This window comes from Pseudomonas sp. R151218B TE3479 (assembly GCF_053629195.1).
The window spans coordinates 2,790,157-2,810,279 of sequence record NZ_JBRJHV010000001.1; the positions used below are offsets into that span (position 1 = coordinate 2,790,157).

Here is a 20,123-nt window from a genome sequence, read left to right on the forward strand (position 1 = left end):
GGAGCTTGCTCCCGCTGGCCTGCGAAGCAGGCCCCAGCATTTTGCCCGCACGCTGTCGCAGCATTCATGTGGGAGCGAGCTTGCTCGCGATAGCGGTGTGACCGTCGACAGCGATGTTGAATGTGAGCCCGTCATCGCGAGCAAGCTCGCTCCCACAAGTTTTCTGGCGTTTACACACTGATCGTTCCAGCCAGCCCATAACCCCTGTGGCGAGGGAGCTTGCTCCCGCTGGCCTGCGAAGCAGGCCCCAGCATTTTGCCCGCACTCTGTCGCAGCATTCATGTGGGAGCGAGCTTGCTCGCGATAGCGGTGTGACCGTCAACAGCGATGTTGAATGTGAGCCCGTCATCGCGAGCAAGCTCGCTCCCACAGGTTTTCTGGCGTTTACACACTGATCGTTCCAGCCAGCCCATAACCCCTGTGGCGAGGGAGCTTGCTCCCGCTGGCCTGCGAAGCAGGCCCCAGCATTTTGCCCGCACTCTGTCGCAGCATTCATGTGGGAGCGAGCTTGCTCGCGATAGCGGTGTGACCGTCAACAGCGATGTTGAATGTGAGCCCGTCATCGCGAGCAAGCTCGCTCCCACAGGTTTTTTCTGGCGTTCACGCTGATCGTTCCAGCCAGCCCATAACCCCTGTGGCGAGGGAGCTTGCTCCCGCTGGCCTGCGAAGCAGGCCCCAGCATTTTGCCCGCACTCTGTCGCAGCATTCATGTGGGAGCGAGCTTGCTCGCGATAGCGGTGTGACCGTCGACAGCGATGTTGAATGTGAGCCCGTCATCGCGAGCAAGCTCGCTCCCACAGTTTCTTCTGGCGCTCTCGTGGCTGTGATCAGTAATCGTCGCCGCGGTCGGTCACGTCCTTTTCGACACTCGGCGCATTCGGGTCATGGCCTTGGGGGAACTTGCCCTTGAGGTTCCAGGCGAACGCGATGATCTCGGCAATCGTGCGGTACAGCTCTTCCGGGATGCTGTCCCCCAATTCCATGCGTGCCAGCAGCTTCACCAGCTCGGCATTCTCGTAGATCGGTACTTCACTTTCCCGGGCGATGCGCAGGATTTCCTCGGCCAGGGCTTCGTCGCCCTTGGCGGTGAGGGTGGGGGCGTGGTGGCCGTCGTATTTGAGGGCGATGGCCTGGCGAGGTTCGGTGTGGGTTGTCATGCGGTTTCGTCCACCCAGCGTTGTTCCAGGCGAGTCTTGGGGCCTTGGGGCGGGGTGCCGAGGTGGCAGTCCAGGTCGCCGACGGTCAGGCCACAGGTTACCAGGCGCTCACGCAGTACTGTCAGGTTGCTTTCGATCAGGCTCGCGGTGTACGGCCGTTCTGCCCACAATTGGCTGGACAGGCTGCCGCTGAGCAACTGGGCTTGAATCTGCAGCGGACCGAGCGGTTCCATGTCGAACGCGAGTTCGACCCGCCAGAGCTGCTGTTTCGGCTCGCGTTCTTCACGGCGTTCGTCCGGTTGTTCCCGGGGCGGGGTTTCCTCGCGCTGGAACTTGACCTGCAACGGCACGATGTCCTGCAGGTTGCGCATCGGGATTTCCAACTGCCAGGTGCTCATCAAGCGTCCGTCGTCGGTCAGGCCGGTTTGTTCCAGGCTCGACAACTGATGGCTTTGCAGGCGTGACACGGCAGCGGCGGCCAGACGCAGCAGGTGCTCCAGATCGCCGCCTTCGTCCTGGTCTTTCAACTGGCGCGAGGGCAGGGGAAAACTGGTGGGTTGCGGCTTGGCGCTGACTTGGCCGAGCATCCCCAGGGCGCTGCGCACGAAACTCGGCAGGACCTGGGCCAGCGTATTGGCGGCAATGATGGCGCTCAGGTTGGTGGAGGCGGGCAGGGCCGGTGTCAGTTGGGCTATCAGTTTCAGCAGGTCGCCTTTCATGTCCGGCGCCAGGCTCGGTGGCTGGCCCGCGAGCAGTTTGCTTTCCAGGAACACCCCGCTGGCGACCATGGCCTGGGCCAAGCCCTTGGGCGTGCCCAGTTGCTGGACATCCGGCAGTCCAGCCAGCAAGCGATTCACCGCGGCGCGCAGCTCGGTGCCGGTGTCGTCGGTGACCGGCAGGTTTTGCAGGGCAGTGATCAGGCTGTCCAGCGAACCCTGGCGGCTCACTTGGGTGAGCAGTTGCTGGCTCACCGCCAGTTGCTCCTGGCGGTTGCTCAGGGGAACGAATTTCAGCGTCTGGGCATCTTGCACCTGGGCGCTCAAGAGCGTGCCGATGCGCAGCGGTTGAGGGCTGTCGATGTCCAGGGTACTGCCGGCCTGGGCGGTGTTGAGCAGGCTCACCAATGACCGATAGACCGCCGGCTGCCCGGGCAAGGACGGCAATGCCTGGCTGGTCAGCACCTTGCCTTGCAGCAGCGTGCCGACCGGCATCTGCGCCGTGTCGATGCGCGTCAAGGTGGCGACGCTGGAGGCAACGGCCTGCTGCACGGCAATCGTCAGGTTGCTGGGGGACGGTTGGGTCACGGCCAGGCTGGTGCCCTGGGGTAGCGGCTGGGTGCTGGTGGCTTGCACGGTGGTCTGGCGGCCGCTCTCCAGGGTGACCTTGAGCAACAGCTGGAAAGTCTGGTCGGCTTGCTTGAGCGACAGCACTTCGGCCTGGGCGGTCTGGCCGGGGCCGATCAGCCCTTCGGCCGGTGCCAGCAATTTGAGCAGCTCGCCCGTCACCGCTGGCATACGCGTCGTTGCCGTGGCCTGGGGCAGCGGCAGGATGTTGATGTCGCCTGTCATCTGCGGTCTTACCCTGGGAAAATAAGCCCTCTTGAGAGTAGGGCATCACATGTATAATGCCGCCCGTCTTTCAGGGAGTGGCGAAAACCTTGCAATTGTTTGACGCAGCTCTGTGGAACAGGCCGTTAAAGCATCTATGCTGCACCTCTTTAACGGCCGCTGCACCGCCGACTTGAACCGTATAAGGCCCGCGATCCCTTGACCAGTCCTCTCCTGCAAACCGTCGGCCTCGCCTGTGAGCGAGACTTGCGGCTGCTTTTCGAAAATCTCGAATTGAGACTCTCGCCGGGCGATATGGTGCAGATCAGTGGCCCCAACGGTAGCGGCAAGACCAGCCTGTTGCGCCTGCTCGCCGGATTGATGCAGCCCACCGCGGGCCAAGTATTGCTCAATGGCCAGCCCTTGCACAGCCAGCGCAGCGAGCTGGCCCGTAACCTGCTCTGGATTGGCCATGCCGCCGGCATCAAGGACTTGCTGACCCCCGAGGAAAACCTCAGCTGGCTCTGCGCTCTGCATACGCCGGCCGGCCGCGAGGCGATCTGGCAGGCATTGGCGGCGGTCGGGCTGCGCGGCTTCGAGGATGTACCGAGCCACACCCTGTCCGCCGGCCAGCAGCGCCGGGTGGCCCTGGCCCGGTTGTACCTGGACGGTCCACCGCTGTGGATTCTCGACGAGCCGTTCACCGCCCTGGACAAGCAGGGTGTCGCGCAGCTCGAGGAACACCTGGCCCGGCATTGCGAAAACGGCGGCATGGTGCTGTTGACCACCCACCACACGCTGGCGCGGATGCCGTCCGGCTATCGCAATATCGATCTGGGGAACTGGGCCGTATGAGTGTGTTTGGCCTGTTACTGGCCCGCGAGGCGCGCCTGCTCTTTCGTCGTCCGGCCGAATTGGCCAATCCGCTGGTGTTCTTCGCGATCGTCATCGCACTGTTCCCGCTGGCGGTCGGTCCGGAGACTCAATTGTTGCAAACCTTGTCTCCGGGACTGGTCTGGGTGGCCGCGCTTTTATCGGTCCTGCTCTCGCTGGACGGGCTTTTCCGCAGTGATTTCGAAGACGGTTCCCTGGAACAGTGGGTCCTTTCGTCGCACCCCCTGGCCCTTCTGGTTTTGGCCAAGGTACTGGCACACTGGGTTTTTTCCGGGTTGGCGCTGGTGCTGCTCTCGCCGCTGTTGGCGATGATGCTGGGTTTGCCCGCCGCGTGCATGCCGGTGCTGCTGGTGTCGCTGCTGCTGGGCACGCCGGTGTTGAGCCTGCTCGGTGCGGTGGGCGCGGCGTTGACGGTGGGGTTGAAGCGCGGTGGCCTGTTGCTGGCGTTGCTGATCCTGCCCTTGTATATCCCGGTGCTGATCCTGGGCAGTGGTGCCTTGCAAGCGGCGTTGCAAGGCATGCCCGCGACCGGTTATCTGCTGTGGCTTGGGAGCCTGACCGCCCTGGCGATAACCCTGACACCCTTTGCAATAGCCGCTGGCCTGAAGATCAGCGTCGGCGAATAATAATGAGGCCTGGTCAAGAATTGACCACTTCTGCGGAAGTTAAGGCAGACCTGGCTGCTCGTGATGACGAGCCGCAACCGTGATGGAAACTGCAATGAACTGGACCTGGTTTCATAAGCTCGGCTCACCCAAGTGGTTCTACGGCATCAGCGGCAGACTGTTGCCCTGGTTGAGCCTCTTCGCACTGCTGCTGATTGGCGTCGGCGTGGTCTGGGGCCTGGCCTTCGCCCCACCGGATTACCAGCAGGGCAACAGCTTCCGCATCATCTACATCCATGTTCCCACCGCGATGCTGGCCCAGTCCATCTACGTGATGCTGGCGGTGTGTGGCGTGGTCGGGCTGGTGTGGAAAATGAAACTGGCCGACGTGGCCCTGCAATGCGCCGCGCCCATCGGCGCCTGGATGACCGCCGTGGCGCTGGTCACCGGGGCCATCTGGGGCAAGCCGACCTGGGGTTCCTGGTGGGTCTGGGATGCGCGACTGACGTCGATGCTGATCCTGCTGTTCCTGTACTTCGGTCTTATTGCGTTGGGCAACGCCATCAGCAATCGTGACAGTGCCGCCAAGGCCTGCGCGGTGCTGGCGATTGTCGGCGTGATCAACATCCCGATCATCAAGTATTCGGTGGAGTGGTGGAACACCCTGCACCAGGGCGCGACGTTCACCCTCACCGAAAAACCGGCGATGCCCGTCGAAATGTGGCTGCCACTGTTGCTGACGGTGCTGGGCTTCTACTGTTTCTTCGGCGCGGTGCTGTTGTTGCGCATGCGCCTGGAAGTGCTCAAGCGCGAATCCCGGGCCAGTTGGGTGAAGGCCGAAGTGCAGAACAGCCTGGAGGCCGCTCGATGAGTTTCGCTTCATTCGGCGATTTCCTCGCCATGGGTCATCATGGCCTGTATGTCTGGTCAGCCTATGGCATTTGCCTGGTGGTGCTGGCCCTCAACGTGGCGGTGCCGATCCTGGCCCGCAAGCGGTATCTGCAACAAGAGGCGCGTCGTCTGCGCCGGGAGAACGGTCAGTGAATCCGCTGCGCAAAAAACGTCTTGTCATCATTCTGGCGATCCTGGTGGGTGTCGGTGCCGCGGTCGGCCTGGCCTTGAGCGCCTTGCAGCAGAACATCAACCTGTTCTACACCCCGACCCAGATCGCCAGTGGCGAAGCGCCCAAGGACACCCGCATCCGCGCTGGCGGCATGGTGGAGAAAGGCTCGCTGGTGCGCTCCGGAGATTCCCTGGACGTGAAATTCAATGTCACCGACTTCAACAAGACCGTGACCATCACCTATCGCGGCATCCTCCCGGACCTGTTCCGCGAAGGGCAGGGCATTGTCGCCCTGGGCAAGCTCAACGCCGATGGCGTGGTGGTGGCCGACGAAGTGCTGGCCAAGCACGACGAAAAATACATGCCGCCGGAAGTGACCAAAGCCCTGAAAGACAGCGGCCAGTCGGCGCCCGTCCCCGTGAAGGAGGGTTGATCGATGACCGGTCTCTTTGTTCCCGAACTGGGCCATCTGGCGATGATCCTGGCCTTGTGTTTTTCCATCGTTCAGGCGGTGGTGCCTTTACTCGGTGCCTGGCGCGGCGATCGTTTGTGGATGAGCCTGGCCCAGCCAGCGGCGTGGGGGCAGTTCGCCTTCATGTTGTTCGCCTTCGGTTGCCTGACCTACGCCTTCATGGTTGACGATTTTTCCGTGGCGTACGTTGCCGGCAACTCCAACAGTGCCTTGCCTTGGTACTACAAGTTCAGCGCGGTGTGGGGCGCCCATGAAGGGTCTCTGTTGCTCTGGGCATTGATCCTCGCCGGCTGGACCTTCGCGGTCTCGGTGTTCTCCCGGCAGTTGCCCCAGGTGATGTTGGCCCGGGTCCTGGCGGTGATGGGGATGATCAGCATCGGTTTCCTGTTGTTCCTGATCGTGACCTCCAATCCGTTCGAGCGCATCCTGCCCCAGGTGCCAATGGACGGTCGCGACCTCAACCCATTGCTGCAAGACATCGGCCTGATCGTTCACCCGCCGATGCTCTACATGGGGTACGTTGGATTCTCCGTGGCCTTCGCCTTCGCCATCGCCGCGCTGCTGGGCGGTCGCCTCGATGCTGCGTGGGCACGCTGGTCGCGCCCGTGGACTATCGTCGCCTGGGCCTTCCTCGGTATCGGCATCACCCTCGGTTCGTGGTGGGCCTACTACGAACTCGGTTGGGGCGGCTGGTGGTTCTGGGACCCGGTGGAAAACGCCTCGTTCATGCCCTGGTTGGTGGGCACGGCGCTGATTCACTCCCTGGCTGTCACGGAAAAGCGCGGTGTGTTCAAGAGCTGGACCGTGCTGCTGGCCATCGCCGCGTTCTCCCTGAGCCTGCTGGGAACGTTTCTGGTGCGTTCCGGGGTGCTGACGTCGGTGCATGCCTTCGCCTCGGACCCTGAGCGTGGCGTGTTCATCCTGATGTTCCTGCTGTTCGTCGTCGGCGGTTCGCTGACGTTGTTCGCCTTGCGTGCGCCTGTGGTCAAGAGCCAGGTCGGCTTCAACCTCTGGTCACGGGAAACCCTGTTGCTGGGCAACAACCTGGTGCTGGTGGTGGCCGCGTCGATGATCCTGCTGGGGACGTTGTACCCCCTGGTGCTCGATGCGCTGTCCGGCGCCAAGCTGTCGGTTGGCCCGCCGTATTTCAATGCGTTGTTCATCCCGCTGATGGCGATCCTGATGGTGGTGATGGCTATCGGTATGCTGGTGCGCTGGAAAGACACCCCGGTCAAGTGGCTGCTGGGCATGTTGACGCCGGTGCTGCTGGGCACGGCCGCCCTGGCCGTGGTGGCCGGCGTGGCCTATGGCGACTTCAACTGGGCGGTGCTGGCGACATTCGTGCTGGCGGCCTGGGTGTTGTTGGCCGGTGTCCGGGATATCTTCGACAAGACCCGCCACAAAGGCCTGATCAAAGGCCTGCCAACCCTGACCCGCAGTTACTGGGGCATGCAGATCGCCCACCTGGGCATCGCCGTCTGTGCCCTGGGCGTGGTGCTGTCCAGCCAGAACAGCGCCGAGCGCGACCTGCGCCTGGCGCCGGGGGAGTCCATGGACCTGGGCGGTTATCAGTTCGTGTTCGAGGGCGCCAAGCATTTCGAGGGACCGAACTTCACGTCCGACAAAGGCACTGTGCGGGTCATTCGCAACGGTCAGGAAATCACCGTGCTGCATCCGGAAAAACGCCTCTACACCGTGCAGAACTCGGTCATGACCGAGGCTGGGATCGATGCCGGTTTCACCCGCGACCTCTATGTGGCCTTGGGCGAATCCCTGGGCGACGGCGCATGGGCGGTGCGGGTCCACGTCAAGCCGTTCGTGCGCTGGATCTGGTTCGGTGGCTTGCTCACTGGCCTGGGTGGGGTACTGGCGGCGCTGGATCGTCGTTATCGGGTCAAGGTGAAAACCCGGGTGCGTGAAGCCCTGGGCGTGACGGGAGCCACTGCATGAGACGTTGGTTGATGGTGTTGCCGCTGGCGCTGTTCCTGTTGATGGCGGTGTTTTTGTATCGGGGGTTGTACCTGAACCCGAGCGAATTGCCCTCGGCGATGATCGGCAAGCCGTTCCCGGAGTTTTCCCTGCCTTCGGTGCAAGGTGACAAGACCCTGACCCGTGCCGACCTGCTGGGCAAGCCGGCGCTGGTCAACGTGTGGGGCACCTGGTGCATTTCCTGCCGGGTCGAACACCCGGTGCTGAACAAGCTGGCCCAGAACGGCGTGGTGATCTACGGCGTCAATTACAAGGACGTCAATGCCGACGCCTTGAAGTGGCTGGCCGAATTCCACAACCCGTATCAATTGGACATTCGTGATGAAGACGGCTCCCTGGGCCTGAACCTGGGTGTCTATGGCGCACCGGAAACCTTCTTCATCGATGCCAAGGGCGTGATCCGCGACAAGTTCGTCGGCGTGATCGACGAACAGGTCTGGCGCGAGAAACTGGCCGCCAAGTACCAGGCCCTGGTGGACGAGGCCAAGCCATGAAGCGCTGGTTAGCCGCCGCCATCCTCGGTTTGAGCCTGGTCAGTGTGGCTCACGCTGCCATCGACACCTACGAATTCGCCAACGATGGCGAGCGCGAGCGGTTTCGCGAACTGACCAAGGAACTGCGCTGCCCCAAGTGCCAGAACCAGGACATCGCCGACTCCAACGCGCCGATTGCTGCTGACCTGCGCAAGGAAATCTTTCGCATGCTCGGCGAGGGCAAGGACAACCAGCAGATCATCGACTTCATGGTCGATCGCTACGGTGAGTTCGTGCGCTACAACCCCGCCCTGTCCTCCAAGACCGCGCTGCTCTGGTTCGGTCCCGCCGGGCTGTTGCTCGGTGGTTTCGTGATCATCGCGGTGATCGTGCGTCGGCGCCGGGTCCAGCGTTCGGCCGCCCCGGACACGCTTTCTGTCGAAGAGCGCCAGCGCCTCGACCAACTGTTGGATAAAACCAAGCATGATTGATTTCTGGCTCGCCGCAGGTCTGCTTCTTCTGATTGCCCTGAGTTTTCTGTTGATCCCTGTTCTACGTGGTCGTCGCGCTCAACGCGAAGAGGACCGGACTGCGCTCAACGTGGCGCTGTACCAGGAGCGCGTGGCCGAATTGCAGGCCGAGCGGGAGGAGGGCGTGCTCAACGCCGCGCAACTGGACACCGGTCGCGCCGAGGCGGCTCGTGAACTGCTCGCCGACACCGAGGGCGCCGATGCGCCGCGCGAATCCCGGCTGGGCAAGCCCTTGCCGTTGCTCGCCGCCGTGCTGGTGCCGGTGTTGGGCCTGGCGCTGTACCTGCATTTCGGTGCCAGTGACAAGGTCGAGCTGACCCGTGAATTCGCCCAGGCGCCGCAGTCGATGGAAGAGATGACCCAGCGCCTGGAGCGCGCGGTGGCGGCGCAGCCGGACAATGCCGAGGGCCTGTATTTTCTCGGGCGTACCTACATGGCCCAGGATCGGCCGGCGGACGCGGCGAAGATCTTCGAGCGCACCGTGGCCGTCGCCGGTCGTCAACCGGAACTGTTGGGCCAGTGGGCCCAGGCGCAGTATTTCGCCGATGGCAAGAAATGGTCGGATAAAGTCCAGGCCTTGACCGACGAAGCGCTCAAGCTCGATCCGAAGGAGGTCACCAGCCTCGGCCTATTGGGCATCGCCGCGTTTGAAGGCGAGCGTTATCAGGATGCGATCGACTACTGGGGGCGTCTGCTCGCGCAACTGCCGGAAGGCGACAAATCTCGCGAGGCGTTGCAGGGCGGCATTACCCGTGCCACCGAGAAGCTGCAAGCCGCCGGTGGCAAAGTCGTCCAGGCCCCGGTGGCCAAGACCGGGGCATTGCTCAAGGTCCGTGTCGATCTGGCGCCGGCACTCAAGGCCAAGGTGCAGCCGGGCGACAGCGTGTTCATCTTCGCCCGTGCCGTTTCCGGCCCACCGGCGCCGCTGGCCGCCAAACGCCTGACGGTGGCCGATCTGCCGGTCACGGTGGAACTGGGCGACGCGGACGCCATGATGCCGCAGTTGAAACTGTCGAACTTCCCCGAAGTCCAACTGATGGCGCGCATCTCCCGGGCCGGTCAGCCGACCGCCGGTGAGTGGATCGGCCGCAGCCAGCCCCTGGCGAGCAGCACCACGGCGCAACAACAATTGACCATCGACAGCCCGGACAAATAACAGGAATTCGCACCATGACCGCCATCGCTCGTATCACCCTGCTCACGCTCGTCATGGGCCTGAGCGCTTGTGCGGTCCAGCGTCCGTCGGAGCCCTCGGCGCCGCTGCCACCGATCCCACCGTCGACCCCAACCACCAAACCGGTCCCGTCCACGCCGCCAGGCAAGCCGGCCATCCCGAACAAACCGGCCAAGCCGCTGCCGCGCACTTCCGCCAGCTTCGCCCCGCCACCGGGTGGCAACAGCCATTGGGACGCCAAGCTGGGGGTCTATGTGCTGGACAACCAGACCAATACGTTCTATCGCCAGCGTACCTATTACCGCTGGAACAACGGTTGGAGCCGTTCCGTCAGCCCGAATGGCCCGTGGGAAGACACCACCATCGAAGGCGTGCCGGCGGGCCTTGGACGCCAATTTCACTAACCATTAGGTCCCTGTGGCGAGGGGATTTATCCCCCGCTGGGTTGCGAAGCAGCCCTAAAACCTGATGACTCGGTATGTCAGGCAGATTGAGTCCACAGTGATGGGGCCGCTTCGCGACCCAACGGGGATAAATCCCCTCGCCACAGCTTTCCGGGGCAGGCCGGGATTTTTGTGTTTCTGGATATTCTTTGAACGAAATTTTCACTAAATCTTGCGGACAATCCCCCGCGCTCATATCGCCGTCGGTTATTTAATGGCAATGCCATAGCCGTTCGTGCAACATTTGCGCACTCGCGCAAGCCCCGGGGCCAGACTTTGGCCAACAGAGGGCGCGCCGTTGTTTCTCTTTTGTCACTCCAATTCCAATAGGGTCCTTAAACGACATGGCAATCCCGGACGCCCTGAGTCAGCAGCGCACCACGCATCGCCTGCTGCAACCGACCGTCAAATCGCACCTGGCCTACACGTTGCTTTGCGCCCTGGTGATGATGGTCATGTTAAGCCTGCTGCGCGTGGCGCTGCTGGTCTATAACCGCGAGATGATTCTCGACACCCCGGCCTCGACCTTCGTTGAAGCGTTCGCCAACGGGCTGCGCTTCGACTTGCGCCTGGTGGTCTACCTCTGCATCCCGTTGCTGCTGGCGTTGTTCAGCGCAAGGGCCATGGCTGCCCGTGGTTTTTTTCGTTTCTGGCTGACCGTCACCTCCAGCATCGCGCTGTTCCTCGGCTTGATGGAGATGGACTTCTACCGTGAATTCCACCAGCGCCTCAACGGCCTGGTCTTCCAATATGTGAAGGAAGACCCGAAAACCGTGATGAGCATGCTCTGGTACGGTTTCCCGGTGGTGCGCTACCTGCTGGCCTGGGTCGGCGGTACCCTCATCCTCGCCTTGGCGTTCAAGGGCGCCGACCGCGCCACCCGTCCCCGTGGGCCGTTCAGTGGCGGGACTATCGGCACCCGGCAGATCGCCCCGTGGTATGGGCGTGTCGCGGTGTTCTTGGTTTGCCTGCTGGTGGCCGTGGCCGCTGCGCGCGGCACCCTGCGCCAAGGTCCGCCGCTGCGTTGGGGGGATGTCTACACCACCGATTCGAACTTCGCCAACCAATTGGGACTCAATGGCACGTTGTCGCTGGTGGCGGCGGCCAAGAGCCGGATGTCCGAAGACCGTGACAACATCTGGAAAGCCACCCTCGAGCAGCCGCTGGCACAGCAGACCGTGCGTGACATGCTGGTGATGCCTGACGACAAGCTCGTGGACACCGAGACAGCCGCCGTGCGTCGCGACTACACGCCACCGGCGGACAAGACCCTGCCGATCAAGAACGTGGTCGTGATCCTCATGGAAAGCATGGCCGGTCACTCGGTGGGCGCCCTGGGCGCGCCGGGCAACATCACGCCTTACCTGGACAAACTGTCCAAGGAAGGCCTGCTGTTCGACCGTTTCTTCTCCAACGGCACTCATACCCACCAGGGTATGTTCGCCACCATGGCGTGCTTCCCGAACTTGCCGGGTTTCGAATACCTGATGCAGACGCCGGAGGGTAGCCACAAACTGTCAGGCTTGCCGCAATTGCTCAGCGCCCGAGACTACGACGACGTGTATGTCTACAACGGCGATTTCGCCTGGGACAACCAGTCGGGGTTCTTCAGCAGCCAGGGCATGACCAACTTCATCGGGCGTAACGACTTCGTGAACCCGGTGTTTTCCGACCCCACCTGGGGTGTGTCCGACCAAGACATGTTCGACCGTGGCCTGATCGAACTCAAGGCGCGGGAAAATGGCAAGCCGTTCTATGCCTTGCTGCAAACCCTGTCCAACCATACGCCTTATGCGTTGCCGACGCCGTTGCCGGTCGAGCCGGTGACCGACCGTGGCAGCCTGAACGAACACTTGACGGCCATGCGCTACGCCGACTGGGCGCTGGGCCAGTTCTTCGAGAAAGCCCGCAAGGAGCCTTACTTCAAGGAAACCCTGTTCGTGGTGGTGGGCGATCATGGCTTTGGCAACGAACGCCAGATCACCGAAATGGACCTGGGCCGTTTCAATGTGCCGATGCTGTTGATCGGCCCGGGCGTCCAGGAAAAATTCGGCCAGCGCAGCCACACCGTGGGGACCCAGGTCGACATCGTGCCGACCATCATGGGCCGGCTCGGTGGGCAGGTACGCAACCAGTGCTGGGGCCGTGACCTGTTGAACCTGCCGGAAGGCGACACCGGTTTTGGCGTGATCAAGCCGTCGGGCAGTGAACAGACGACGGCGATCATTCGCGACGACAAGATCCTGGTCCTGCCAAAGGAGAAGGAAATGCCGCCGAAGATGTACCGCTATGAACTGGGCACCAACCCTCATGCGCAAATCATCCCGGACGCACCGGACACGGCCGAGATGAAACTCAAGCTCGAATCGTTCCTGCAAACCGCGACCAAGAGCCTCTTGGATAACACCGCCGGCGTCGTTGACGGCAAGCCGGACTGATAAACGGCGAGCATAAAAAAAGAGGCCTGCAAAGGCCTCTTTTTTTTTGCACTTACTTAGCGGTTATATCTTGCCCAGTAATAGCAGGACCAACAGCACCACCAACACTACACCAATGATACCGGACGGACCGTAACCCCAGCTTCTGGAGTGCGGGAAGACCGGAAGACCACCGATCAGCAGGAGGATCAGGATGATGATAAGTATTGTGCCCATTGTAGATTTCCTTATTGGTCAGTTTTGGAGTGTTGCAACTTCCAACTACCAGCACGCATGTGTTAAATCCGGGCGGCTTAATAAGTCCGACCGTAACGTCTGGTAAAAAATTCAAAGTTTTTGTAGCGGCTACGGTTTGCCCTCGCCATTCAGCAATCTGATGGAGCGTGGGTCCGGCAGGCGCCTTCGCTACACTCGGCCTATCTCTCCCGGAACAAGGCTGTTTGCTATGCAAAATCGCATGATGATCACTGGTGCCGGCTCCGGCCTGGGTCGCGAAATCGCGCTGCGCTGGGCCCGCGAAGGCTGGCGCCTGGCCTTATCGGATGTCAGCGAACCAGGCCTTGTGGAAACCCTCAAACTCGTGCGCGCGGCGGGTGGCGACGGCTTCATCCAGCGCTGCGATGTGCGCGACTACAGCCAATTGACTGCGTTCGCCCAGGCTTGCGAAGAGAAGCTCGGCGGCATCGATATCATCGTCAACAATGCTGGCGTCGCCTCGGGCGGGTTCTTCAGCGAACTCTCCCTGGAGGATTGGGACTGGCAGATCGCGATCAACCTGATGGGCGTGGTCAAGGGCTGCAAGGCGTTCCTGCCGCTGCTGGAAAAAAGCCGCGGCAAGATCATCAACATTGCTTCCATGGCCGCCTTGATGCAGGGACCAGCCATGAGCAACTACAACGTGGCCAAGGCCGGTGTGGTGGCGTTGTCGGAAAGCCTGTTGGTGGAATTGGCGCAGCAGGAGGTAGGCGTACACGTAGTGTGCCCCTCGTTCTTCCAGACCAATCTGCTGGACTCCTTTCGCGGTCCGACCCCGGCCATGAAGGCCCAGGTGGGCAAATTGCTGGAAAGCTCGCCGATCAGCGCCGCCGACATTGCCGACTACATCTATCAACAAGTCGCCCAGGGCCAGTTCATGATCCTGCCCCATGAACAGGGGCGCATGGCGTGGGCCCTCAAGCAGAAGAACCCACAGTTGCTGTACGACGAAATGACCGTCATGGCCGACAAGATGCGCGCCAAGGCCCGGCAGAACCTGAATTGACCTGGCTGCCCGATGTCCTCAGGATGGCGCCATTCGGCCTTCCTGATGGACATCTGCATGCTCAATTACTTGTGGTTTTTTCTCGCCGCGCTGTTTGAAATCGCCGGTTGCTACGCCTTCTGGATGTGGCTGCGCCAAGGCAAGAGCGCCTGGTGGATTGCCCCGGCGCTACTCAGCCTGACCTTCTTCGCCCTGTTGCTGACTCGCATCGAAGCGACGTACGCCGGGCGGGCCTACGCCGCCTATGGCGGCATCTACATCATTGCCTCGATTGGCTGGCTGGCCGTGGTGGAGCGGGTCCGGCCACTGGGTTCCGACTGGATTGGCGTGGCGCTCTGCGTGTTGGGGGCGAGCGTGATTCTATTCGGCCCGCGGCTCTCGGCGTCCTGAAATCACCTACGGTCCGGGAGGGTTTTGCAGGAAGTTTCCTTCAGTCGCAAGAACTTTGCTTGTAGGGCCTTACTGAATTCTCGTCGGTGTCTTGAGAACGAGAGGCGGGCCGGGCATGGTCAGGGTCCAGACATTCTTAAGGACAAGGACCATGCTCGTATTAAGCCGCGCTGTGGGTGAGTTGATTTCCATCGGTGACGATATTTCCGTCCGTGTGCTGTCGGTCAGCGGCACCACCGTGCGTTTTGGCGTGGAAGCGCCACGGCACGTCGATGTCCATCGCTCCGAAATCTACGAAAAGATCCAGAGGAAAAAGGCCCACGCCGCCCGCAAGGCGTGTTCAGTCGAATAGGTGCTTGGGCACATCGTGCTTGAGCATCAGTTGGCACTGTTCGCTTTCGGGGTCGAAGACGATCAACGCCTGGCCTTTGGTCAGTGCTTGCCGGACCCGTAGAACCCGCGTTTCCAGGGGCGTGTCGTCACCGTTGTCGGTGCCGTCGCGGGTCACGAAATCCTCGATAAGGCGAGTGAGTGTGTCGACTTCGAGTTGGTCGTGGGGGATGAGCATGGGGTACCTCGGCTAGACAATGAGGCGATGCTACGGCCAATGGGCTTTTGCGGCTAGCCTGGGGTTTCGGTTTGTGGTTGCTTGTCTTGGCCTCATCGCGAGCAAGCTCGCTCCCACAGGGTTCTGAGCCGCACTGAAGACTCAATGTGGGAGCGAGCTTGCTCGCGATGGCGATATTCCAGGCAGTGAAATGCTTGGATCAGCTATCCGACCGCTGCCCCACCAGGCTGTCCACCGACGGCACCCGAGTATCGCTTTCCATTTGTGCATCGTGCTCGATCTGGTGACTGAAGCGGTCCAGCGAGCCTTGGGACGGTTGTGCGTCGCTGGCGAACACCGGTGGGCTGAGAATGTAGGCGCCGAGCAGGCGGCTGAGGGCGGCCAGGCTGTCGATGTGGGTACGCTCGTAGCCATGAGTGGCGTCGCAGCCGAAGGCGAGCAGGGCGGTACGGATATCGTGGCCGGCGGTGATGGCCGAATGAGCGTCGCTGAAGTAGTAGCGGAACAGGTCGCGGCGTGCCGATATGTCGTTCTCCTTGGCCAGTTTCAGCAAGTGCCGCGACAGGTGATAGTCGTAGGGGCCTCCGGAGTCCTGCATCGCCACGCTGACCGAATGTTCGCTCGAGTGCTGGCCGGGGGCGACGGGGGCGATGTCGATGCCGACGAATTCGCTGACGTCCCAAGGCAGCGCGGCCGCGGCGCCGCTGCCGGTTTCCTCGGTGATGGTGAACAGTGGGTGACAATCGATCAGCAGTTCTTCACCGCTGTCGACAATCGCCTTGAGCGCCGCCAGCAGCGCCGCGACCCCGGCCTTGTCGTCCAGGTGCCGGGCGCTGATGTGGCCGCTTTCGGTGAATTCCGGCAGGGGATCGAAGGCCACGTAATCGCCAATGCCCACCCCCAGGGTTTCGCAGTCGGCGCGGGTGGCGCAATAGGCGTCCAGGCGTAATTCGATGTGGTCCCAACTGATGGGCATTTCGTCCACGGCGGTGTTGAACGCGTGCCCGGACGCCATCAACGGCAGCACGCTGCCGCGAATCACGCCGGTGTCGGTGAACAAGCTGACCCGGCTGCCTTCGGCGAACCGGCTGGACCAGCAACCTACCGGGGCCAGGGTCAGGCGACCGTTGTCCTTGATGGCCCGCACTGCGGCACCGATGGTATCAAGGTGCGCCGAGACGGCCCGGTCGGGGCTGCTTTTGCGGCCCTTGAGCGTGGCGCGGATCGTGCCGCGACGGGTCATTTCGAACGCGATACCCAGCTCCTCGAGCCGCTCGGCGACGTAGCGCACGATGGTGTCGGTAAAGCCGGTGGGGCTGGGAATGGCGAGCATTTCCAGCAGGACCTTCTGCAGGTATTCGAGATCCGGTTCGGGAATTTTACTGATCATGGAAACTCCTGATGGGTTAAGCGCATCGATGGTTTCGATGAGTGAGTCCGACTGTTGGATGACGGTGCCTGCACTGGCCTTATCGCGAGCAAGCTCGCTCCCACAGGGTTTCTGCAGTGAACACAGAATGTATAAACACCAAAAATTCCATGTGGGAGCGAGCTTGCTCGCGATGGGGACTGTTCAGGCACCACACTTCTGCTAGGCCACCGTCTGGCTATGAGGAAACAACAAATCCACAAAGCGCTCGGCGGTGGGTTGGGGTTCGTGGTTGGCCAGGCCGGCGCGTTCGTTGGCTTCGATGAACACGTACTCGGGTTGATCGGCCGCCGGCACCAGCAGGTCGAGGCCGACCATCGGAATGTCCAACGCCCGCGCGGCGCGCACCGCCGCATCGACGAGGGTCGGATGCAGGATGGCGGTGACATCCTCCAGCACGCCGCCGGTATGCAGGTTCGCTGTACGCCGGACGAACAGGTGTTCCCCGGCCGACAGCACGCTGTCGTAGTCGAACCCCGCCGCGTTGAGTGTGCGCAGGGTCTCGGCATCCATCGGGATCTTGCTTTCGCCGCCCGTGGCGGCCTGCCGTCGGCGGCTTTGGGCTTCAATCAGCGCGCCGATGGTGTGCCGGCCGTCGCCGATCACCTCCGCCGGACGCCGGATTGCCGCCGCCACCACTTCAAAGCCGATCACCAGGATGCGCAGGTCCAGCCCTTCGTGGAAGCTTTCCAGCAACACCTGGCTATCGAACTGCCGAGCCGTCTCGATGGCGCTCTGCACTTCCTCGATGGTGCGCAGATCCACCGCCACGCCTTGGCCCTGTTCCCCGTCCAGCGGCTTGACCACCACCCGTTCGTGCTCATCGAGGAACGCCAGGTTGTCATCGGCATTGCCCGCCAACTGTTGGGCCGGCAGGTTCAGGCCGGCGCTTTTCAGCACCTTGTGGGTCAGGCTTTTGTTCTGGCACAAGGTCATGCTGATGGCGCTGGTCAAGTCGCTCAGGGATTCTCGGCAGCGCACCCGGCGGCTCCCGTGGATGAGTGTGAACAAGCCGGCCTCGGCATCGTCCACCTGCACTTCGATGCCGCGACGGTGAGCTTCTTCGACAATGATTCGAGCATAGGGGTTGAACTGCGCCTCGGGGCCCGGGCCGAGGAACAACGGCTGGTTGATGCCGTTCTTGCGTTTGATGGCGAAGGTCGAGAGATTGCGAAAACCAAGCTTGGCGTAGAGGTTTTTCGCCTGGCGATTGTCATGCAGTACCGACAGGTCGAGGTAGCTCAAGCCCCGGCTCATGAAATGTTCGATGAGATGGCGCACCAGTACTTCGCCCACACCGGGCCGTGAACATTGCGGGTCTACGGCCAGGCACCAGAGGCTGCTGCCGTTTTCCGGATCGTTGAAGGCTTTCTGGTGATTCAGGCCCATGACGCTGCCGATCACCGCGCCAGTGTCGTCGTCTTCGGCCAGCCAGTACACCGGACCACCCTCGTGACGCGGGGTCAAACGGTGCGGGTCGATGGGCAACATGCCCCGGGCCTGGTAGAGCTGGTTGATGGCCTGCCAGTCGGTCTCGCTCTGGGCCCGGCGAATCCGGAAACCGCGAAACACCCGGGTGGACTGGCGATAGTCGCTGAACCACAGGCGCAAGGTGTCGGATGGATCGAGGAACAGTTGCGCCGGTTCCAGCCCCAGCACTTGCTGGGGCGCGGCCACGTACAAGGCAATGTCGCGTTCACCGGGTTGTTCGTTGAGCAGTTCCCGGGCCAGGCTCGCCGGGTCCGGGAAGGTGTGGCCGATCAGCAGTCGGCCCCAGCCGCAATGCACCGCGATCGGGTCGGCGCCCAATTCGCTGCCGTCTTCGGCCAAGCGTGCCTGCAGGCGTTCATAAGAAGGCGCCTGGCCGCGCAAGAGGCGTTGGTTGTGAACGGTTGCGTGAGGTTTCATCGATCAGATTCCTTGCTCGCTGAGCCACAGGTTCAGCGCCGCCAGTTGCCACAGCCGCGAACCGCGCAACGGCGTGAGCTGTCCGTTGGGGTCGGTGAGCAGGCGGTCGAGCATGGCCGGGTTGAACAGGCCGCGATCCTGGCTCGGATCCAGCAGCAGTTCGCGGACCCAGGCCAGGGTGTGGCCTTCCAGATGCTTGAGGCCTGGCACTGGGAAATAACCTTTCTTGCGGTCGATCACCTCGCTGGGGATCACCCGTCGGGCGGCTTCCTTGAGCACCTGCTTGCCGCCATCGGGCAGCTTGAACTGCGCCGGGACCCGGGCCGAAAGCTCCACCAAGCGGTAGTCCAGGAACGGCGTGCGCGCTTCCAGGCCCCAGGCCATGGTCATGTTGTCGACGCGCTTGACCGGGTCGTCCACCAGCATCACGGTGCTGTCCAGGCGCAGGGCCTTGTCCACCGCGGCATCGGCCCCGGGTTGGGCGAAATGCTCCTTGACGAAGTCACCGGCCGCGTCATTGGCCGTCAGCCAGTTGGGCTGCACAGTAGCGGCATATTCTTCGTAGCTGCGGTCGAAGAACGCAGCGCGATAGGCGGCGTACGGATCGCTGGCGCCATCGACCTGCGGGTACCAGTGGTAACCGGCGAACAGCTCGTCGGCGCCCTGGCCGCTTTGCACGACTTTGCAATGCTTGGCCACTTCCCGCGACAGCAGGTAGAAGGCGATGCAGTCGTGGCTGACCATCGGCTCGCTCATGGCGCGGAACGCCGCGGGCAGTTGCTCGATGATCTCTTTTTCGTCGATGCGCAATTGGTGGTGGCGGGTGCCGTAGTGCTTGGCGATCAGGTCCGAATATTGGAATTCGTCACCGCGCTCGCCACCGGCATCCTGGAAACCGATTGAGAACGTGGACAGGTCTTCCACACCCACTTCCCGCAACAGACCCACCAACATGCTTGAGTCGACGCCCCCGGACAGCAGCACGCCGACATCCACGGCGGCACGCTGGCGAATGGCGACGGCTTCACGGGTGCTGTCGAGCACACGGTCGGTCCAGTCTTCCAGGTTCAGGTGCTGTTCATCGGCCCGAGGGCCGTAGGGCAGGGTCCACCAGGTTTTCTGCTCAGTGGTACCGTCGGCTTCGATCCGCATCCAAGTAGCGGGCGGCAGTTTTTCAACACCGGCCAGCAGGGTGCGTGGCGCCGGGACCACCGCGTGGAAATTCAGATAATGGTTGAGGGCCACCGGGTCGAGCATGGGGTTGATGTCGCCGCCTTTGAGCAGGGCCGGCAATGCCGAGGCGAAGCGTAGACGCTGGCCGGTGCGCGACAGGTACAGCGGCTTGACGCCGAGGCGGTCGCGGGCGATGAACAGCCGCTTGGCATCGCGCTCCCAGATGGCGAACGCGAACATGCCGTTGAGCTTGGGCAGCAGTGCTTCGCCCCAGGCGTGGTAGCCCTTGAGCAGCACTTCGGTGTCGCCACCGGAGTAGAAGGTGTAGCCCAGGGCTTCAAGTTCGGTGCGCAGTTCCGGGTAGTTGTAGATCGCACCGTTGAAGGCCAGGGACAGGCCCAATTGATTGTCGATCATCGGCTGGGCCGAGCCGTCCGACAGGTCCATGATTTTCAGGCGTCGATGGCCCAGGGCAATCGGCCCCTGGCTATGAAAACCCCACGCGTCAGGGCCGCGAGGGGCCAGGTGATGGGTGATTCGCTCTACGGCCGCAAGGTCCGCAGGTTGTTGATCGAAACGTAACTCTCCAGCTAATCCGCACATAAGTCC

21 protein-coding genes are annotated in these 20,123 nt (G+C 62.3%); 14 read left to right on the top strand and 7 right to left on the bottom strand.

Translation table 11 applies throughout. The features are described 5' to 3' along the window. Window positions 1–827 precede the first annotated feature (827 nt). Window positions 828–1,157, bottom strand: coding sequence for an EscU/YscU/HrcU family type III secretion system export apparatus switch protein (locus AB7M32_RS12485; RefSeq protein ID WP_014337186.1), 330 nt, complete (start codon window positions 1,155–1,157; stop codon window positions 828–830). Then, on the bottom strand, window positions 1,154–2,725 hold the full coding sequence (gene fliK, locus AB7M32_RS12490) for a flagellar hook-length control protein FliK (protein ID WP_454250067.1): 1,572 nt from the start codon (window positions 2,723–2,725) through the stop codon (window positions 1,154–1,156). Before fliK ends, AB7M32_RS12485 begins: the two co-directional genes overlap by 4 nt. A 198-nt stretch (window positions 2,726–2,923) precedes the next feature. Here fliK and ccmA point away from each other — a divergent pair, with 198 nt between their 5' ends. The 11 genes from ccmA to AB7M32_RS12545 all read left to right on the top strand — a co-directional run bounded on the left by ccmA (window position 2,924) and on the right by AB7M32_RS12545 (window position 12,785). Next, window positions 2,924–3,559, top strand: coding sequence for a cytochrome c biogenesis heme-transporting ATPase CcmA (gene ccmA, locus AB7M32_RS12495; RefSeq protein ID WP_060738625.1), 636 nt, complete (start codon window positions 2,924–2,926; stop codon window positions 3,557–3,559). Continuing rightward, window positions 3,556–4,224, top strand: a complete 669-nt coding sequence (gene ccmB, locus AB7M32_RS12500; protein WP_003183957.1) for a heme exporter protein CcmB — start codon at window positions 3,556–3,558, stop codon at window positions 4,222–4,224. The genes ccmA and ccmB overlap by 4 nt, the downstream gene beginning before the upstream one ends. 94 nt (window positions 4,225–4,318) lie before the next feature. Next, complete coding sequence (locus tag AB7M32_RS12505; RefSeq protein WP_072408486.1) at window positions 4,319–5,074, top strand: heme ABC transporter permease; 756 nt, start codon at window positions 4,319–4,321, stop codon at window positions 5,072–5,074. Then, entirely contained in the window at window positions 5,071–5,247 is a 177-nt protein-coding gene (gene ccmD, locus AB7M32_RS12510) for a heme exporter protein CcmD (protein ID WP_003199159.1), read from the top strand. The genes AB7M32_RS12505 and ccmD overlap by 4 nt, the downstream gene beginning before the upstream one ends. Next, on the top strand, window positions 5,244–5,699 hold the full coding sequence (gene ccmE, locus AB7M32_RS12515; protein WP_454250068.1) for a cytochrome c maturation protein CcmE: 456 nt from the start codon (window positions 5,244–5,246) through the stop codon (window positions 5,697–5,699). The genes ccmD and ccmE overlap by 4 nt, the downstream gene beginning before the upstream one ends. Before the next feature lie 3 nt (window positions 5,700–5,702). Continuing rightward, the gene (locus tag AB7M32_RS12520) at window positions 5,703–7,688 is read left to right on the top strand and encodes a heme lyase CcmF/NrfE family subunit (RefSeq protein WP_454250069.1); all 1,986 of its coding nucleotides are present in this window, start codon (window positions 5,703–5,705) and stop codon (window positions 7,686–7,688) included. Then, entirely contained in the window at window positions 7,685–8,221 is a 537-nt protein-coding gene (locus AB7M32_RS12525) for a DsbE family thiol:disulfide interchange protein (protein WP_454250070.1), read from the top strand. Before AB7M32_RS12520 ends, AB7M32_RS12525 begins: the two co-directional genes overlap by 4 nt. Further along, window positions 8,218–8,691 (top strand): cytochrome c-type biogenesis protein, encoded by a 474-nt coding sequence (locus AB7M32_RS12530; protein WP_454250071.1) that lies wholly within the window; start codon window positions 8,218–8,220, stop codon window positions 8,689–8,691. The genes AB7M32_RS12525 and AB7M32_RS12530 overlap by 4 nt, the downstream gene beginning before the upstream one ends. Next, window positions 8,684–9,886 carry a c-type cytochrome biogenesis protein CcmI gene (gene ccmI / locus AB7M32_RS12535; RefSeq protein WP_158457063.1) on the top strand — a complete coding sequence of 401 codons (1,203 nt, stop codon included), beginning with the start codon at window positions 8,684–8,686 and terminating at the stop codon, window positions 9,884–9,886. The genes AB7M32_RS12530 and ccmI overlap by 8 nt, the downstream gene beginning before the upstream one ends. Before the next feature lie 14 nt (window positions 9,887–9,900). Next, the gene (locus tag AB7M32_RS12540) at window positions 9,901–10,308 is read left to right on the top strand and encodes a hypothetical protein (protein WP_454250072.1); all 408 of its coding nucleotides are present in this window, start codon (window positions 9,901–9,903) and stop codon (window positions 10,306–10,308) included. A 383-nt stretch (window positions 10,309–10,691) separates the two neighbouring features. Further along, window positions 10,692–12,785 (top strand): LTA synthase family protein, encoded by a 2,094-nt coding sequence (locus AB7M32_RS12545; protein WP_454250073.1) that lies wholly within the window; start codon window positions 10,692–10,694, stop codon window positions 12,783–12,785. 63 nt (window positions 12,786–12,848) lie between these two features. Here the strand turns inward: AB7M32_RS12545 and AB7M32_RS12550 are convergent, their stop codons facing one another. Beyond that, window positions 12,849–13,001, bottom strand: a complete 153-nt coding sequence (locus tag AB7M32_RS12550; RefSeq protein WP_003183939.1) for a DUF3309 family protein — start codon at window positions 12,999–13,001, stop codon at window positions 12,849–12,851. Window positions 13,002–13,230: 229 nt separating this feature from the next. Between AB7M32_RS12550 and AB7M32_RS12555 the strand changes: the two genes are divergently transcribed. The 3 genes from AB7M32_RS12555 (at window position 13,231) to csrA (ending at window position 14,788) form a co-directional block, all read left to right on the top strand. Further along, entirely contained in the window at window positions 13,231–14,046 is an 816-nt protein-coding gene (locus AB7M32_RS12555) for an SDR family oxidoreductase (RefSeq protein ID WP_092197741.1), read from the top strand. A 57-nt stretch (window positions 14,047–14,103) separates the two neighbouring features. Then, window positions 14,104–14,436 carry a YnfA family protein gene (locus AB7M32_RS12560; protein ID WP_454250074.1) on the top strand — a complete coding sequence of 111 codons (333 nt, stop codon included), beginning with the start codon at window positions 14,104–14,106 and terminating at the stop codon, window positions 14,434–14,436. 151 nt (window positions 14,437–14,587) lie between these two features. Then, window positions 14,588–14,788, top strand: coding sequence for a carbon storage regulator CsrA (gene csrA / locus AB7M32_RS12565; RefSeq protein ID WP_060738615.1), 201 nt, complete (start codon window positions 14,588–14,590; stop codon window positions 14,786–14,788). Here the strand turns inward: csrA and AB7M32_RS12570 are convergent. The 4 genes from AB7M32_RS12570 to AB7M32_RS12585 all read right to left on the bottom strand — a co-directional run bounded on the left by AB7M32_RS12570 (window position 14,777) and on the right by AB7M32_RS12585 (window position 20,117). Further along, window positions 14,777–15,004 carry a YheU family protein gene (locus AB7M32_RS12570; protein ID WP_003199186.1) on the bottom strand — a complete coding sequence of 76 codons (228 nt, stop codon included), beginning with the start codon at window positions 15,002–15,004 and terminating at the stop codon, window positions 14,777–14,779. The two genes, csrA and AB7M32_RS12570, sit on opposite strands and share 12 nt — an antisense overlap. Window positions 15,005–15,203: 199 nt before the next feature. Continuing rightward, on the bottom strand, window positions 15,204–16,394 hold the full coding sequence (locus AB7M32_RS12575; RefSeq protein ID WP_072408470.1) for an osmoprotectant NAGGN system M42 family peptidase: 1,191 nt from the start codon (window positions 16,392–16,394) through the stop codon (window positions 15,204–15,206). Between the two features lie 201 nt (window positions 16,395–16,595). Beyond that, window positions 16,596–18,341 (bottom strand): N-acetylglutaminylglutamine synthetase, encoded by a 1,746-nt coding sequence (gene ngg, locus AB7M32_RS12580; RefSeq protein ID WP_454250075.1) that lies wholly within the window; start codon window positions 18,339–18,341, stop codon window positions 16,596–16,598. Window positions 18,342–18,344: 3 nt separating this feature from the next. Then, the gene (locus tag AB7M32_RS12585; RefSeq protein WP_454250076.1) at window positions 18,345–20,117 is read right to left on the bottom strand and encodes an N-acetylglutaminylglutamine amidotransferase; all 1,773 of its coding nucleotides are present in this window, start codon (window positions 20,115–20,117) and stop codon (window positions 18,345–18,347) included. Window positions 20,118–20,123 lie beyond the last annotated feature (6 nt).